Raw genomic sequence first — 14868 nt, 5'->3', positions numbered from 1 at the left:
AAAACGGGGTCTTCCCGAAGAAATGATCTCGGTTGCGGGCGCCGATTGACACAAGTGATCGCAACCACACAGAATCCTTACGGCCTCTGTCACCAACTCATGCACAGTGGTAACCAGTTGACGACCGGTCGGCAGCCCGCCGCCGATCCCGGCTGGGCCACGGTCGAGGATCGCTCTTCATGACTGCGCCCAGTCCGCCGGGTGAACGTTCCGGCCTCCGTACGGTGCTGCCGCCCGCCCTGGCCGCCGCCGTGCCGACCATGACGCTCGTGGCCGGTACCGCGGTGACGATCGTCCCGCCGGACGCGCGCCTGCTGTTCGCCTCCGGCGGGGGGACGCTCGCCGTGCTGCTGGGCGCCGCCGTGGCCGTCGCCGCCCGGTACCGCATCACCAGCCGCGTGCTGCGCGGCAAACTGGACGACGCCGGCGGCGACATCGGGCGGCTGCTCCAGGACAAGACCCGCATGCAGGCGGAGTTCGCCCGCGAACTGGAGCGCCTCGCCCAGGAGGCGGAGCGGGAACGGCACGTCCTGGCCGACGACCTCGAACACCTCCGCGGCGACAACGCCCGCCTGGCCGAGCGGGTCCGCCAGGCGGAGACCGAGCGGGCCACGGCGATCTCCGCCACCGCCAACGCCGCCGCGCGGCTGCAGGCCCTGGCCAACGGCATCCTCGCCGACCTGCGCGCCATGGAGGAGAAGCACAGCGACGAAGAGGTCCTGGACGACCTGCTCCACCTCGACCACCGCACCGCCCAGGCCGGCCGCGTCGCCGACTCCATCGCCGTCCTCTCCGGGGCCCGCTCGGGACGGCGCTGGGCCCGCCCCATCCCCATGGAGTCGATCCTGCGGGGCGCCATGGGCCGGATCGGCGGCTACCGGCGGGTGCGCGTCCACTCCACGAGCGAGACGGCGGTCGCCGGACACGCCGCCGAGGGCGTGATGCACGTCCTGGCCGAACTCCTCGACAACGCCACGAACTTCTCCCCGCCGACGTCCGAGGTCCACGTGTACGTGGAGGAGGTACCGGCCGGTGTGCTCGTCTCCGTGGAGGACAGCGGGCTCGTGATGAGCGATGTCCAGCTGCGGCGGGCCGAACGGGCCGTCTCCGGCGACATCACCGGACTCGGCGGTCTGACCGGCACCCGGCTGGGACTGGCGGTCGTGGGCCGGCTCTCCCGCAAGCATGGTCTGAAGGTGTCCTTCCGGCCGTCGGCCCGCGGCGGCACGGGCGTGCTCGTGCTGCTCCCGCAGGAGATCCTGACCGTCGCCGACACGCGGCCGTCGGCGACGGAGGGCGCGGCCGGGTCCGCGTCGGATACTGCCGCGTCCGCGTCCGAGAGGACCGCGTCGCGCGCGGCCCTGCCCGCGTCGCGGGGCGCCGCGTCGGGCGCGCCCGCCGCCTCCCCGGCTTCCACGGCCTCCGCGGGGCCGGAGCAGGATGCGGCGCCCGGGGGCGTACGTACCACCGGCGGCACGGACGCTTCCGGCGCCGGGGCCACCGCGGCGGACCCCGACCGGTCGGCGGCATCGCACACCACGGCCGGCGGCCTGCCCCGGCGCCGCCGTGGCCACACCCTCGCCGCGGCCGAGCGGTCCCGGACCCAGCTCACCCGGCCGGGGCAGTCGTCCCAGCCGGACCGGACGAGCGCCGCGCCCACCGACATCCGGACCCGGACCGCCAGGTTCACGAGCTTCCGCCAGGCGGTGCGCGGGGAGGCCCCCCGCCCCGGACCCGACGGCGGCCCGAACCCCGCACCGCCCCCGGCGCAAGAGTCCGGCTCCGACACCCCCACCGCATAGACCGGAACGTCCGCCACGGGGCTGATCCCTCACCCGGGACCCGTTCGGACCCACCGACACCCATCAAGACCCTTCAAGTCCCTCAAGACCCATCCGAGACCCCACCGGCGGGCCCGATCACTCCTCGTATCCGGAAGGCAATCCCACCCCATGACCGGCACCACCACCGACGAGAAGCTCTCCTGGCTCATCGAGGGCCTGCTGGAGCGCACCCCCGGCGCACGCCACGCGCTCGTGCTCTCCCGCGACGGCCTGAAGCTGTGCCGCACCTCGGGCCTCTCCACGGATCAGGCCGACCAGCTCGCCGCGATCGCCGCCGGCATCCAGTCGCTGTCCCAAGGGGCCTCCGTGGAGTTCGGCGACGGCACCGGGGGCGTCCGTTCGGCCATGACCGAGTTCTACGGCGGCGTCCTGTTCATCGTCGAGGCCGGTGAGGGAGCGCACCTGGCGGTCGTCACCACCGAGGACGCCGATCCCGGACTGGTCGGCCACCACATGAACGAGCTGGTGGAGCAGCTCGGCGACCACCTGCGCGCCGAGCCGCGGACCTCATGAGCCGCCCCGGCCGGGACGATGCCCCCGACCGGCTCTACACCGTCACCGGTGGCCGGAGCCGGACCGCACCGGACTCCCCGTTCGACCTGGTGACACTGGTCGTGGCCGAGTCCGCCCCGGTGCCGGGCATGCAGTCCGAGCACGCGGCGATCCTCCGGCTCGCCGAGCGCCCCACGGCGGTGGTCGAGCTCGCCGCGGAACTGCGCCTCCCGGTGAGCATCACCAAGATCCTGCTCACCGACCTGCACGACCAGGGCCGCGTCAGCGCCCGCCACCCCCGCACGGCCGCCTCCTCCGGCCTTCCCGACCCCGACATCCTGGAACAGGTGCTCGTTGGACTCCGCAATCTCTGACGCCCGCACTCCGCTGGGTGCCTCCGCCGACAACGGTCTGAAGATCGTGATCGTCGGCGGCTTCGGCGTCGGCAAGACGACCATGGTCCGTTCGGTGAGCGAGATCCGCCCGCTCAACACCGAGGAGACCATGACCCAGGCCGGTGAGGCGGTCGACGACATCCGCGAGGTGCGTGGCAAGACCGCCACCACCGTGGCCTTCGACTTCGGCCGGATCACCCTGGACGCCCGCAACGTGCTGTACCTGTTCGGAGCGCCGGGCCAGGAGCGCTTCTGGTTCCTGTGGGACCGGCTCTTCTCCGGCACGCTGGGCGCGGTCGTCCTCGTCGACACCCGCCGGATCGACGACTCCTGGTACGCCATCGACCGTCTGGAACACCACGGCACCCCGTTCGTCGTGGCGTGCAACGACTTCGGCGGCACCGCGCACCCGCCGGCGGAGGTCCGTGCCGCCCTCGACCTGGACCCGCACGTCCCGCTGCTGTACTGCGACGCCCGCTCGCGGGAGTCCAGCAAGCAGGTGCTGATCTCCCTCGTCGAGCACATCAGCAGCCGGTACGCCGCCCCGCACGCCGAGTCCTTCCAGGAGCTGGTCCCGTGAACACCACCCCCGTCCCCCTGGGCGGGCCCCGGTTCCAGACCGATCCGGCCGGGCTGTACCGGGAGATGCGCCGCGATCACGGCCCGGTCGTGCCGGTGCTGCTCGACGGTGACATCCCGGCCTGGCTCGTCGTCGGCTACCGGGAACTGCACCAGGTCACCGGCGACCCGGTGCTCTTCAGCCGCGACTCCGACCTGTGGAACCAGTGGGAGAACATCCCCGACGACTGGCCGCTGCTGCCCATGATCGGCCGCAAGCAGCCGTCCATCCTCTACACCGTCGGGGAACGGCACCGGCAGCGCGCCGCGATGATCAGCGACGCCCTGGAAGCCGTCGATCCGTTCGAACTGCGCGGCCACTGCGAGCGGTTCGCGGACGAACTGATCGACGCGGTGTGCGCCAAGGGGGAGGCGGACCTGGTCGCCGACTACGCCATGCTGCTGCCGGTACGCGTGCTCGCCCGGCTCTACGGCTTCTCCGAGGAGGAGGGGCCCGCGCTGGTCACCGCGCTGAACGACATGATCGACGGCCGGGAGCGGGCGATCGCGGGCCAGCAGCACCTGGCCGCCTCCATGGCCGCCCTGCTGGCCGCGCGCAAGGCCGCACCCGACCGCGACGTCGTCTCCCGGATGCTCGCCGACAGCAGCGGTTTCACCGAGGAGGAGATCGCCCAGGACCTCATGGTGATGATGGCGGCCGGCCATCAGCCGACCGCCGACTGGATCGGCAACTCCCTGCGGCTGATGCTCACCGACGCCCGGTTCGCCGCGTCGCTGTTCGGCGGCCGCAACAGTGTCGCCGAGGCGATGAGCGAAGTCCTGTGGGAGGACACCCCCACCCAGAACGTGGCCGGCCGCTGGGCGTCCCGCGACACCCGGCTCGGCGGGCGCCCCGTCCGCGCCGGCGACCTGCTGCTGCTCGGACTGCAGGGCGCCAACGACGACCCGCAGGTGCGCACCCACGGTGCCGCGCTCACGGGCGGCAACCACGCCCACTTCTCGTTCGGCCACGGCGAGCACCGGTGCCCCTTCCCCGCCCAGGAGATCGCCGAGGTCATCGCCCGTACCGCCATCGAGGTCGTCCTGGACCGGCTGCCGGACATCGATTTGGCGGTACCCGCCGACGCCCTGACCCGCCGCCCCTCGCCCTGGCTGCGCGGACTCACGGCCCTGCCCGTGCGGTTCACCCCGACCCCTGCCCTTGGAGGCACGCCGTATGACCACCGGCATTGAACAGACACGGATCGCCCTCGACCCCTTCGTCACCGACCTCGACGGCGAGAGCGCGCGGCTGCGCGAGGCGGGCCCGCTCGCCGCGGTCGAGCTGCCCGGGGGCGTGCCGGTGTGGGCCGTCACCCACCACGCCGAGGCCAAGCAGCTGCTGACCGATCCCCGCGTCGTGAAGGACATCAACGTCTGGGGAGCCTGGCAGCGCGGCGAGATCCCCGCCGACTGGCCGCTGATCGGGCTGGTCAACCCCGGCCGGTCGATGCTCACCGTGGACGGCGCCGACCACCGCCGTCTGCGCACCCTGGTCGCCCAGGCACTGACCCCGCGCCGCGTGGAACAGATGCGGGAGCGCATCACCCACCTCACCCGGACCCTGCTGGACCGGCTGCCGGCGGGCGGTGACGTGGTCGACCTCAAGGCCGAGTTCGCGTACCCGCTGCCGATGTACGTGATCGCCGACCTGATGGGCATCGACGAGGCCCGGCTGCCCCGGCTGAAGGTGCTGTTCGAGAAGTTCTTCTCCACGCAGACCCCGCCGCACGAGGTCGTCGCCACCCTCACCGAACTGGCCACGATCATGGCCGAGACGGTCGCCGGCAAACGGGAACGGCCGGGCGACGACCTCACCAGCGCGCTGATCGCCGCGTCCGACGGCGGTGACCGGCTCACCGACGAGGAGATCGTCTCCACCCTGCAGCTGATGGTCGCCGCCGGGCACGAGACGACCATCTCCCTGATCGTGAACGCGGTGGTCAACCTGTCCACCCACCCCGACCAGCGCGCCCTGGTGCTGTCGGGCGCGGCGGACTGGTCCGCGGTGATCGAGGAGACCCTGCGCTACTCGACCCCCACCTCGCACGTCCTCATCCGCTTCGCCACCGAGGACATCCCGGTCGGTGACCGCGTCCTGCCCGCCGGTGACGCGCTCATCGTCTCCTACGGCGCCATCGGCCGTGACGAGCGGGCCCACGGGCCCACCGCCGGACGGTTCGACATCACCCGGACCCCCGCCACCCGGCACATCTCCTTCGGCCACGGCCCCCACGTCTGCCCCGGCGCCGCGCTGTCCCGGCTGGAGGCCGGGGTGGCCCTCCCCGCCCTGTACGAGCGCTTCCCCGCCCTCGACCTCGCCGTCCCCGCTGCCGAACTCAGGAACAAGCCCGTGGTCACCCAGAACGACCTGTACGAACTCCCCGTGCGCCTGACCGGCAAGTAGAACCCGCGGCACCACCGGGGCGCCCTCCCGAGGGAGGGCGCCCCCGCCGGCTCCCTCCACCGCTCGGTCCGGATCCACCGGGCCGGCCGGACCGTCGCGGCTCATCTCGACGCGGTCACGGCCGGGCGGGTGTCCGCAGGGCGAGGAGGGCCACGTCGTCGTCGTTGGCGGCCGGGCGGACTCGGCGCAGCAACTGGTCGGTGAAGGAGGTCAGGGGGCGGTGGGCGAGGGCGGCGGCGTGCCGCCGAAGCCGGTACAGGCCCTCGTCCAGGGTGTGGCCGGGTTCTTCGATCAGCCCGTCGGTGTACAGCACGAGGGTGGATCCGGGCGGCAGCAGGGCCGTCGCGTCGGTGCGCGGTCTGCCGGACCCGGTCCCCAGGAGGATGCCGTGGCCGTCGGTGAGGTAGTGGGCCAGGCCGTCGTGGCTGATGAGCAGGGGAGGGGGATGGCCGGCGTTGGTCCAGGACACCTTCCAGCGGCCCTGGTCCGTCTCCTCGATGCGCGCGAGGATCATGGTGGCCATGGCGACCTCGGTGATGTGCATGACCGCCTCGTCGAGCCGCTCGACGATCCGGCTGGGCGGCTCCCGCAGCGCCCAGGCGTAGGCGCGGAGCATGTTGCGCACCTGGGCCATGCCGGCCGCGGCCTCCAGGTCGTGGCCCACGACGTCCCCGATCGCCAGCGCGGTGGCGCCGTCGGCCAGCGAGAAGGCGTCGTACCAGTCGCCGCCCACCTGGGAGGCGTCGGGCGCGGGCAGGTAGCGGACCGTCATCTGCAGCCCGGGCACGCGCGGCATCTGGGGCAGCAGGTGGTTCTGCATGGTCTCGGCGACCTTGCGCTGACGCTCGTACAGACGCGCGTTGTCCACCGCCAGCCCGGCGCGGCGTGCGATGTCCTCGATCAGGGGCAGGTCGGCGGTCGTGAACTTCTCCTGGTGCCCGGCGCGGCCCAGGGTGAGCGCGCCGAGGACCTCGCGGGTGCTGCGGATGGGGGCGATGGCCGCCGAGTGGATGCCGGTCGCCTCGAACAGACGGCGCTGCTCGACGGCGATCCCGGAGTCCGGCTCCCGCTGGTAGGTCTCCGGCCCCGCGACCGCGGAGGCGACCCCGCGCAGGGCCTTGGACAGCGGCATCGGGGACTCCTCCGGAATCGGCGGCATGGGGCCTTGCAGGTCCTCGCGGTGCACCAGTGTGTCGCCGTCGGAGTGGACGACGAGCGCCCGCCACACCTCGTCGCGCTCGGTGATCAGATCGACGACGACCCAGTCCGCCAGCCGGGGCACCACCAGCGTCACCAGCCGGCGCAGTGCCTCGTCGACGTTCAGGGTGGAGGTGAGCCGCGTGGTGGTCTCGGCCAGCAGCGCGAGCCGTTCCAGCTCCGACAGCGACGCGGCCGCCGCGCCCGGTCTCCGACCGGTTTCCTGCGGGTGGTCGCAGGTGTGGAAGACGACGAGCGTGCCCTTGTCGCCGCCGAGGTCGTACGGGGTGATCAGCCAGGAGACGGGCAGTACGGTGCCGTCTCCGCGCGCGAAGTGGTCCGCCTCACCCTGGGCGGCGCGTCCGGTGTGGAAGGCGTGCCGCATGGAGCACTGGGTCCTCGGCAGCCGCTGACCGTGGGCGTCCCGGTGCAGCAGGTCGTGCGCGTCACGGCCGGCGAGCTCCGCGGCGGGCCGGGCGAGCATCTCCTCGGCGCGGGAGTTGACGGTGATGATACGGCCTTCGGCGTCCACCACGTAGGCGCCGGTTCCGATGGCTTCCAGCGCGCCGGCCAGCGCGGCAGTGGCTGCCGTGCCGGACCTCGGTCCTCTGTGGGGCGTATGCCCAGGCCCTGCCATGTCCTTCCCCTGCTCGTCGGTCGCTGCGGCGCGGGCCGACGGCACGTCCGCCCGGCGGCATCTGCTGTGCCGAGTACCCCGCTGTGCCCTCGAACCGGGTCCGGCGGCGTACTGACCGACACCGTACCCTCGGCGGACCGGCGCAAGCCTGCCGTCAGTCGCCATCACCTCCCGTCGGACTGCCCGTACTGTCCGTGGCCGCCGCGGGCGCCCGCCGGATTGCCCACCTGCCGACCTTGCCCGCCTTGCCGGACCTGTCGTCGGGCCGTGCCGTCCTCCGCCGGACCTCACAGACCGGGACATCCGGGAGTGACTGGTCTACACCCTTGACTGGTACAGACCAACACGGTTGAGTGTGCCTCCACAACCCCCCACCACGGCCGCCCCCACGCCGTGCCCGGTCCACCGGTGCGTGCGCGCTCCGCTGCGTCCTGCCCGGCGTGATGGCCGTGACCCGTAAAGGAGTTGATCCCGTGTCGAGACGTCGTGTCTCCTCCCTCCTGGCCGTCCTCGCCCTCGCCGGCACCGCACCCGTGCTGCTCCCGGCCACGAACGCCGCCGCCGCGGCGTGCTCCAGCTACCCCAACTGGGTGGCCGGCAAGGCGTACAACGCCGGTGACATCGTCCGCTACACCGACGGCAAGGCGTACATCGCCGAGCACGCCAACCCGGGTTACGACCCGGTCATCAGCACCTGGTACTGGGAGCCGTACGCCTGCGACAGCGGGCCGGGCACGCCCGACGCGCGCTTCGTCGTGACGGAGGCGCAGTTCAACCAGATGTTCCCCAACAGGAACCCCTTCTACAGCTACAGCGGCCTCACGGCGGCCCTGAGCGCCTACCCCGGCTTCGCCAACACCGGCAGCGACACGGTGAAGAAGCAGGAGGCCGCCGCCTTCCTCGCCAACGTCAGCCACGAGACCGGCGGCCTGGTCCACGTCGTGGAGCAGAACACCGCCAACTACCCGCACTACTGCGACTGGAGCCAGCCCTACGGCTGTCCGGCCGGCCAGGCCGCCTACTACGGACGCGGCCCGATCCAGCTGAGCTGGAACTTCAACTACAAGGCGGCGGGCGACGCGCTCGGCATCGACCTGCTCAACAACCCCTGGCTGGTGCAGAACGACTCGGCCGTCGCCTGGAAGACGGCCCTGTGGTACTGGAACACCCAGAGCGGGCCCGGCAGCATGACCCCGCACAACGCCATGGTGAACGGCGCCGGCTTCGGCCAGACCATCCGCAGCATCAACGGCTCCCTGGAGTGCGACGGGAAGAATCCGGCGCAGGTGCAGAGCCGCGTGAACAACTACCAGCGGTTCACGCAGATCCTGGGGGTCAGCCCCGGCGGCAACCTGTACTGCTGACGGCGGGTCACAGGGGGCGGGGTGCTGGGTGTCATGCCCCTGACGGCATGGCCCATGAGTGACCTCATGCGCCGGCCCGCCCCCGCACTCCGCCTCCGCGAACTCCGCCCGCCACGATCGCCACGACCGCGACGCCCGCCGTCGCGGTCGTGGCCGCTTGTCCGGCTGCCGCCGACGCGGTGCGCGTCCTGCGGGCCGCGCGCGGCGAAGCTTGTTTCGTAATTACGTAATAACGTAATCTTCGGTTCATGGCTGAGGACTCCCTGTCCGAGCGGCTTGCCGCGCTCGAGGAACGCGTCGCGCGGCTGGAAGCGGCACCGCAGACACGGCAGACATCTTCCGACGAGGTGTTCTGGGCCCTCGAAGGCCTGCGCGAACGGCTGACCGGGGACGGGCAGGTGCTGTTCACGGGCGCCGTGGACCTGCCCACGGGGGAGCACTACGAGTGGCAGCAGGCCGCGGAGACCAGCGGTCTGCTCGACGCGGACTGGTCGGACCACGCCGTGCCCTACGCCGCGCTCGGGCACCCGGTGCGGCTCACCCTGCTGCGGGCGGTGCTGCGCGGCACCCGCTCCGCGGCCGGCCTGCAGGAGACCGCCGGGCTGAACACCACCGGGCAGCTCTACCACCACCTCAGGCAACTCACCGCCGCCGGCTGGCTGGAGGCCGGGGGGCGTGGCCACTACCAGGTGCCCGCGGGCAGGGTCGTGCCGCTCCTCGTGCTGCTGTCCGCGGTGGCCCCCACGCCGACCGACGACTCGAGGGATGACCAGTGAACCGACGCAGACTGATGGGCACGGTGGCGGCCGCGGCCGGTACGGCACTGATACCGGGCAGGGCCACGGCAGCCGGGGACGGCATGGCGGCGCGGGTGCGCCCCTATCTCGACCGGGCCCTGGCCGCCGGAGCGCCCAGCGCCGTGTTCGGTGTCATCCGCGACGGCCGGCGGTATGTGGCCGGCGCCGCCAAGGACGGCCCCGCCCCCGACGGCCGCACCGTCTTCCAACTCGGCTCGATCGGCAAGACGTTCACCGCCACCGCGCTCGCGCGTGCCGTCGGGGCCGGCAGGGTACGCCTGGACACGCCCCTCACCCTGCCGCCCGGGTTCACCGTCCCGCGCGGGAAGACCCGGCACATCACCCTGCGCGACCTGGCGACCCACTCCTCCGGCCTGCCCCGCCTCCCGGCCAACCTCCTGGACGACGCGGACCCGTACAACCCGTACGCGCACTACACGCTGAGGGACCTGGCCGCCGGGCTGCCCCGGACCGCCCTGGTGACTGAGCCGGGAAGCGCGTACGCCTACTCCAACCTCGGCTTCGGACTGCTCGGCCAGGCCCTCGCCTTCGACGGCGTCGACGTGATGCTGCGGCGCCGGGTGACCGCACCGCTGCGCCTGCCGGACACCACCACGACCCTGCGGCCGGACATGGCCTCCCGCAAGGCCGTCGGCCACATGGAGGGGGAAGCCGTACCCGACTGGCGTGACCGAGTCCTCAGCGGCGCGGGCACCTCGATGTACAGCACCGCCGACGACATGCTCCGCTACCTGAGTGCCCAGCTGCGCCCGGAGCGCTCACCCCTGCGGGAAGCGATCGAGCTGACGCAGCGGCACCACTTCACCGACCCGGGCACAGGGCTGCGGCTCGGACTCGGCTGGCACTTCGGCACCCTGGCCGACGGCCGGACCGTGACCTGGCACAACGGCGGCACCTACGGCTTCAGCACCTGCGCGGTGTTCCACCGGAAGAGCGGGACGGCGGCGCTGATGATGGTGAACACCTTCAGCGGCGACGGCGCGACCTCGTTCGACGCGCTGGCCTTCGACCTGCTGGCCGAACTCGCCGGTTCCTGAACAACGAGGCTTCAGGCCGTCCACACCGTGCCGCGGGCCTCGTACTCGAGCATCTGCTCCAGTCCCACCGCGGCGTCCGCGCCGAGTTCGCGGCGTACCAGCCACAGGGCGAGATCCAGCCCGGAGGTCACCCCTCCCGCGGTGACCAGGTCACCGTCGTCGACCACGCGGGCGTTCTTCAGCACGCCGCCCTGCTGCTCCAGGTCGGCCCGCGCCCGGTGATGGGTGGTGCACGGGCGGCCCCGGGTCAGCCCGGCCGCGGACAGCAGCATCACACCCGTGCACAGGGCGCTGACGGTCAGGCCTGGCCGGGTCGCGGCGGCCAGGGCCCGGGGCAGGGCGCCGCGCCTGATCTCCGCCCACACGCCCGGATCCTCGCGGCGCGCGTAGCCGCCGCCGGGGACGACGAGGAGGTCCGCCTCGCCGGGGGCCCATCCGTGGTCGACGCGCAGCCGCGTGCCGTAGGCGGCCTGGACGGTACGCGGACCGTCGAGCGTCACATAGCGGACCTCCACCTCCCGGTCGGCGAAGTAGCCGGAGGCGGAGAACACCTCGTACGGGGCACAGAAGTCGAGTTCCTCCACGCCGTCGAACATGACGACGTGCACGCGTAACGGACGGCCGCGCCGGGGAGCGGCGGCGGGCGCGGCAGCGGCCCGGGTGGCGGCGCCGGCCGTCAGCGTACCGGCGCCGAGGGCGGTGCCGGCGTGCAGGAGAGTACGGCGGTTCATGTCGGTCGGTACTCCGTTTCTCGATCGGTCGATCGATCGATCGGTCGGTCAGTCGGGTGCGGGGCGGGGGAGCGGCAGTGGCCGTCCGCCGCGCAGCGCCCGGCGGGAGGGAAGTTCAGTGAGGGCCGGGTTGGAGGTCAGTTGCCCCAGCGCGCGGCCTCGGCCATCGTCTCCATCCGCGTTCGGTGCGGCGGCGTGGACCGCTCCCGCATCAGTTCCGCGGCGATGGAGAAGAGCGGCGCTTTCTCCGGGCGGTGCCGTGCCTGCGCGACGATCTCGTCGGTGAGGGTGGTGGCCATGGACAGCCGCGGATAGGCGGCGTGGATCGCGGCCCCCGTGGCGTCGTCGACGCAGTCCGTGTCCCAGCCGAAATCCATGCCGGTCCCCTGGTGCACCAGGGCGCACAGGATGCCGCGGCGCTCGGCGATGCCCGGCGACGTGTGCAGCGCGATGGCCTCCCACACGGCGTCGACGCCGGCGGCGGGCAGGCCCTGCGCGGTGAGGAACTCCGCGGCCGTGTCGGCGCCGTCGACCTCGAACCGCTGGTGGCGGTCGCCCGCCCGCGTCAGGCCGATGTCGTGCAGGACGCAGGCCAGGAACAGCAGCTCCGGATCGTAGTCACGCCCCGGCTCGGCCCCCTGGTGGTCGGCGCGCAGACGGGCGAACAGCGCGCTGCGGACGCTGTGGTTGGCGGTCGCGGTGGACTCCGTCTCACGCACCAGGTCCAGCGCGCGGCGGGCGAGGGGAGTGTCGGGCAGCGGCGGAAGCCCGGCGGTCGTCGTCACATCGGTCATGGGATCGATGATCGGCTGCGGCAACCGGCCACGACAGTGGCAGACTTGCCTCCATGCGTGAGGAAACGGCCACCTCCCGTGCGCCGCAGCGGGTGGCGGTACTGGTTCTGGACGGCGTGCTCCCCCTCGACCTGGGCATCCCGGCCCAGGTCTTCATCGGCGTGCCCGGCGACCCGTACGAGCTGACCCTGTGCGGCCGGAGCGCGGGGCCGGTCCCGACGGCGGCCGGGTTCGCCGTGACGGTGCGGGCCGGGCTGGAGGTGCTGCGCGACGCGGACACCGTGGTGGTGCCGGGGTACGCGCCGCACCTGCGCGAGCTTCCGGCGGACGTGCTCGCCGCGCTGGCCGCGGCGCACGCCGGCGGGCAGCGGCTGGTGTCCATCTGCACGGGGGCGTTCGCGCTGGCGGCAGCCGGCGTCCTGGACGGCCGCAAGGTCACCACCCACTGGAAGCACGCCGGTGAACTGGCGGCGCGGTACCCGAAGGTGTCGGTGGACCCTCGCGTGCTCTACGTCGACGAGGGACAGGTGCTGACCTCGGCGGGAGTCGCCGCCGGCATCGACCTGTGCCTGCACCTGGTACGGCGCGACCTCGGCTCCCGGACGGCGAACGAGGTGGCGCGGACCCTGGTCTCCGCTCCCCACCGCGACGGCGGGCAGGCCCAGTACATCAAACGGCCCCTGGCCCCCGATCCGTACGGCGTCACCCTCGCGCCCACCCGTGCGTGGGCGATGTCCCGCCTGCACGAACCCCTGACGGTCACCCGGCTCGCCGCGCACGCCCACATGGCACCGCGGACCTTCGCCCGGCGCTTCGTCGCCGAGACCGGCACGACGCCCCTGCGGTGGCTGCTCGCCGCCCGGCTCGACCGCGCCCGGGAGCTGCTGGAGAGCACGGAACTCACCGTCGACCACATCGCCGACCGGTGCGGTCTGGGCAGCTCCGCGAACCTCCGGCTGCACTTCCGGCGCACCCTCGGCACGACCCCCACCGCCTACCGCGCGGCCTTCGCCCCGACGTCCCGGCCGCACTCGGCCCAGGTCTGAACCGGGACCGGGGCGCCCGTGTGCGCCCGCGCACGGAGCGTCATGCGTGACTCCCGCGTCACGGGGGATACGAGTCGACATGTCGACGGTGAGAGAACAGCAGCCCGCGGCCCCCTCGGGCGGCCCGGCGCTCAAGAAGGCCCTGACCACCCCACTGCTGTACTTCTTCATCCTCGGGGACGTCCTGGGCGCCGGGGTGTACGTGCTGGTGGGGCAGGTCGCCGGGGAGGCGGGCGGAGCCGTGTGGGTGCCGCTGGCCGTCGCCCTGCTGCTGGCCCTGCTGACCGCGGCCTCCTACGCCGAGCTGGCCACGAAGTACCCGCGGGCCGGCGGCGCCGCCCACTACGCGACGCGGGCGTTCGGCCCGTTCGCGGGCTTCCTCGCGGGGTTCTGCATGCTCGCCGCCGGGATCGTCTCCGTCGCCGCCCTGGCGCGCGGCTTCGGCGGCGACTACCTCTCGGCCTTCGTGACCCTGCCCGTCGGCCTGGTCGCCGTGGTGTTCCTCGCCCTGCTGGCCCTGCTCAACGCGCGCGGCATCAAGGAGTCGATGCGCGCGAACGTCGTCGCCACCGTCATCGAGGTCGGCGGGCTGCTCATCGTCGTCGCCCTCGGCGCGTGGCTGCTGCTGCGCGGCGACGCGGACCCCGGGCGGCTCACCCGCCTCGGCACCCCGGAGAAGGGCGCGGCCGCCGCCGTGCTCAGCGGCTCCGTCCTCGCGTACTACTCCTTCGTCGGATTCGAGACGTCCGTGAACGTCGCCGAGGAGACCCGCGACCCCCGCCGCTCCTACCCGCGCGCCCTGTTCGGCGCGCTGGCCACCGCCGGGGCCGTCTACGTGCTGGTGGGCATCGCCGCCTCGGCGGCCGTGCCGACGGACCGGCTCGCCGCCTCCAGCGGCCCGCTCCTGGAGGTCGTCAAGGCAGCGGGCGGAGTGCCCCTGCTGCTCTTCAGCGCCATCGCGCTCGTCGCCGTCGCCAACGGCGCCCTGCTCACCGGCATCATGGCGTCCCGCCTCGCCTTCGGCATGGCCCGCGACGGACTGCTGCCCGCGCCCCTGGCCAGGGTGCTGCCCGGCCGCCGCACGCCCTGGGCCGCCATCGCCGCCACCACCGTGCCGGCCATGGCCCTCGCGCTGACCGGCAGCGTCGCCGTCCTGGCGTCGACCCTGGTCCTCCTGCTGCTGGTGGTCTTCCTCATCGTCAACACCGCCGTGCTGGTCCTGCGCCGCGACCCCGGCACGGAACCGCACTTCCGCGCCCCGGCCGTACTGCCCGTGCTCGGCGCGGCCTCCTGCGTCCTGCTCGCCACCCAGATCGAGGGCCGGGTGTGGCTGCGGGGCCTGATCGTCCTCGCCGTCGGCGCGCTGCTCGGCGCGGTGGCGGCGCTGCGGCGCAACCGCGACCGGCACCGGCCCGAGCCGGTACGGCCGTGACGGGACGGCGGGGCGGCGGGCCCTCGGCGCGGTAGCGCGGACGGCCTCACGCTCCC

The 14868-nt window shown here is 73.2% G+C and carries 14 protein-coding genes; 11 read left to right on the top strand and 3 right to left on the bottom strand.

Annotated elements, in window-relative coordinates; translation table 11 throughout:
- Positions 1-179 precede the first annotated feature (179 nt).
- From G7Z13_RS00700 to G7Z13_RS00675, 6 genes are all read left to right on the top strand, one after another.
- Positions 180-1802 carry an ATP-binding protein gene (locus G7Z13_RS00700; protein ID WP_165995087.1) on the top strand — a complete coding sequence of 541 codons (1623 nt, stop codon included), beginning with the start codon at positions 180-182 and terminating at the stop codon, positions 1800-1802.
- Between the two features lie 150 nt (positions 1803-1952).
- On the top strand, positions 1953-2357 hold the full coding sequence (locus G7Z13_RS00695) for a roadblock/LC7 domain-containing protein (protein ID WP_165995085.1): 405 nt from the start codon (positions 1953-1955) through the stop codon (positions 2355-2357).
- Positions 2354-2710 (top strand): DUF742 domain-containing protein, encoded by a 357-nt coding sequence (locus tag G7Z13_RS00690; RefSeq protein ID WP_165995083.1) that lies wholly within the window; start codon positions 2354-2356, stop codon positions 2708-2710. The genes G7Z13_RS00695 and G7Z13_RS00690 overlap by 4 nt, the downstream gene beginning before the upstream one ends.
- Positions 2691-3311 (top strand): ATP/GTP-binding protein, encoded by a 621-nt coding sequence (locus tag G7Z13_RS00685; RefSeq protein ID WP_165995081.1) that lies wholly within the window; start codon positions 2691-2693, stop codon positions 3309-3311. Before G7Z13_RS00690 ends, G7Z13_RS00685 begins: the two co-directional genes overlap by 20 nt.
- Positions 3308-4543 (top strand): cytochrome P450, encoded by a 1236-nt coding sequence (locus tag G7Z13_RS00680; RefSeq protein ID WP_165995079.1) that lies wholly within the window; start codon positions 3308-3310, stop codon positions 4541-4543. Before G7Z13_RS00685 ends, G7Z13_RS00680 begins: the two co-directional genes overlap by 4 nt.
- A complete protein-coding gene (locus G7Z13_RS00675) occupies positions 4527-5756 on the top strand; it encodes a cytochrome P450 (protein ID WP_165995077.1) in 1230 nt (409 codons plus the stop codon). Before G7Z13_RS00680 ends, G7Z13_RS00675 begins: the two co-directional genes overlap by 17 nt.
- Before the next feature lie 115 nt (positions 5757-5871).
- On the opposite strand, the gene G7Z13_RS00670 is transcribed toward G7Z13_RS00675, so the two are convergent.
- Positions 5872-7590: a SpoIIE family protein phosphatase gene (locus G7Z13_RS00670; protein WP_165995074.1), complete on the bottom strand. Its 1719-nt coding sequence runs from the start codon at positions 7588-7590 to the stop codon at positions 5872-5874.
- A gap of 473 nt (positions 7591-8063) precedes the next feature.
- Here G7Z13_RS00670 and G7Z13_RS00665 point away from each other — a divergent pair, with 473 nt between their 5' ends.
- The 3 genes from G7Z13_RS00665 to G7Z13_RS00655 all read left to right on the top strand — a co-directional run bounded on the left by G7Z13_RS00665 (position 8064) and on the right by G7Z13_RS00655 (position 10809).
- Complete coding sequence (locus tag G7Z13_RS00665) at positions 8064-8954, top strand: glycoside hydrolase family 19 protein (RefSeq protein WP_165995073.1); 891 nt, start codon at positions 8064-8066, stop codon at positions 8952-8954.
- A 248-nt stretch (positions 8955-9202) separates the two neighbouring features.
- The gene (locus G7Z13_RS00660) at positions 9203-9730 is read left to right on the top strand and encodes a winged helix-turn-helix domain-containing protein (protein ID WP_165995071.1); all 528 of its coding nucleotides are present in this window, start codon (positions 9203-9205) and stop codon (positions 9728-9730) included.
- Complete coding sequence (locus G7Z13_RS00655) at positions 9727-10809, top strand: beta-lactamase family protein (RefSeq protein WP_240926064.1); 1083 nt, start codon at positions 9727-9729, stop codon at positions 10807-10809. Before G7Z13_RS00660 ends, G7Z13_RS00655 begins: the two co-directional genes overlap by 4 nt.
- 11 nt (positions 10810-10820) lie before the next feature.
- On the opposite strand, the gene G7Z13_RS00650 is transcribed toward G7Z13_RS00655, so the two are convergent.
- Together G7Z13_RS00650 and G7Z13_RS00645 are read right to left on the bottom strand one after the other, a co-directional pair.
- Positions 10821-11540 (bottom strand): DJ-1/PfpI family protein, encoded by a 720-nt coding sequence (locus tag G7Z13_RS00650; RefSeq protein ID WP_165995070.1) that lies wholly within the window; start codon positions 11538-11540, stop codon positions 10821-10823.
- A gap of 137 nt (positions 11541-11677) precedes the next feature.
- On the bottom strand, positions 11678-12334 hold the full coding sequence (locus G7Z13_RS00645; RefSeq protein WP_165995068.1) for an HD domain-containing protein: 657 nt from the start codon (positions 12332-12334) through the stop codon (positions 11678-11680).
- 53 nt (positions 12335-12387) lie between these two features.
- Between G7Z13_RS00645 and G7Z13_RS00640 the strand changes: the two genes are divergently transcribed.
- Both G7Z13_RS00640 and G7Z13_RS00635 read left to right on the top strand, forming a co-directional pair.
- Positions 12388-13380 carry a helix-turn-helix domain-containing protein gene (locus G7Z13_RS00640; protein WP_165995066.1) on the top strand — a complete coding sequence of 331 codons (993 nt, stop codon included), beginning with the start codon at positions 12388-12390 and terminating at the stop codon, positions 13378-13380.
- 79 nt (positions 13381-13459) lie between these two features.
- Positions 13460-14812, top strand: a complete 1353-nt coding sequence (locus G7Z13_RS00635) for an APC family permease (RefSeq protein WP_165995064.1) — start codon at positions 13460-13462, stop codon at positions 14810-14812.
- Positions 14813-14868 lie beyond the last annotated feature (56 nt).

Source organism: Streptomyces sp. JB150 (assembly GCF_011193355.1).
GTDB lineage: Bacteria > Actinomycetota > Actinomycetes > Streptomycetales > Streptomycetaceae > Streptomyces.
This window is presented reverse-complemented; position numbering and strand designations above follow the sequence as displayed.

Excerpts from the sequence above, each read along its gene's own strand:
- G7Z13_RS00645 (WP_165995068.1), bottom strand. The coding sequence starts at position 12,334 with ATGACCGATGTGACGACGACCGCCGGGCTTCCGCCGCTGCCCGACACT.
- G7Z13_RS00675 (WP_165995077.1), top strand. The coding sequence starts at position 4,527 with ATGACCACCGGCATTGAACAGACACGGATCGCCCTCGACCCCTTCGTC.
- G7Z13_RS00650 (WP_165995070.1), bottom strand. The coding sequence starts at position 11,540 with ATGAACCGCCGTACTCTCCTGCACGCCGGCACCGCCCTCGGCGCCGGT.
- G7Z13_RS00635 (WP_165995064.1), top strand. The coding sequence starts at position 13,460 with ATGTCGACGGTGAGAGAACAGCAGCCCGCGGCCCCCTCGGGCGGCCCG.
- G7Z13_RS00660 (WP_165995071.1), top strand. The coding sequence starts at position 9,203 with ATGGCTGAGGACTCCCTGTCCGAGCGGCTTGCCGCGCTCGAGGAACGC.
- G7Z13_RS00670 (WP_165995074.1), bottom strand. The coding sequence starts at position 7,590 with ATGGCAGGGCCTGGGCATACGCCCCACAGAGGACCGAGGTCCGGCACG.
- G7Z13_RS00690 (WP_165995083.1), top strand. The coding sequence starts at position 2,354 with ATGAGCCGCCCCGGCCGGGACGATGCCCCCGACCGGCTCTACACCGTC.
- G7Z13_RS00695 (WP_165995085.1), top strand. The coding sequence starts at position 1,953 with ATGACCGGCACCACCACCGACGAGAAGCTCTCCTGGCTCATCGAGGGC.
- G7Z13_RS00700 (WP_165995087.1), top strand. The coding sequence starts at position 180 with ATGACTGCGCCCAGTCCGCCGGGTGAACGTTCCGGCCTCCGTACGGTG.
- G7Z13_RS00640 (WP_165995066.1), top strand. The coding sequence starts at position 12,388 with ATGCGTGAGGAAACGGCCACCTCCCGTGCGCCGCAGCGGGTGGCGGTA.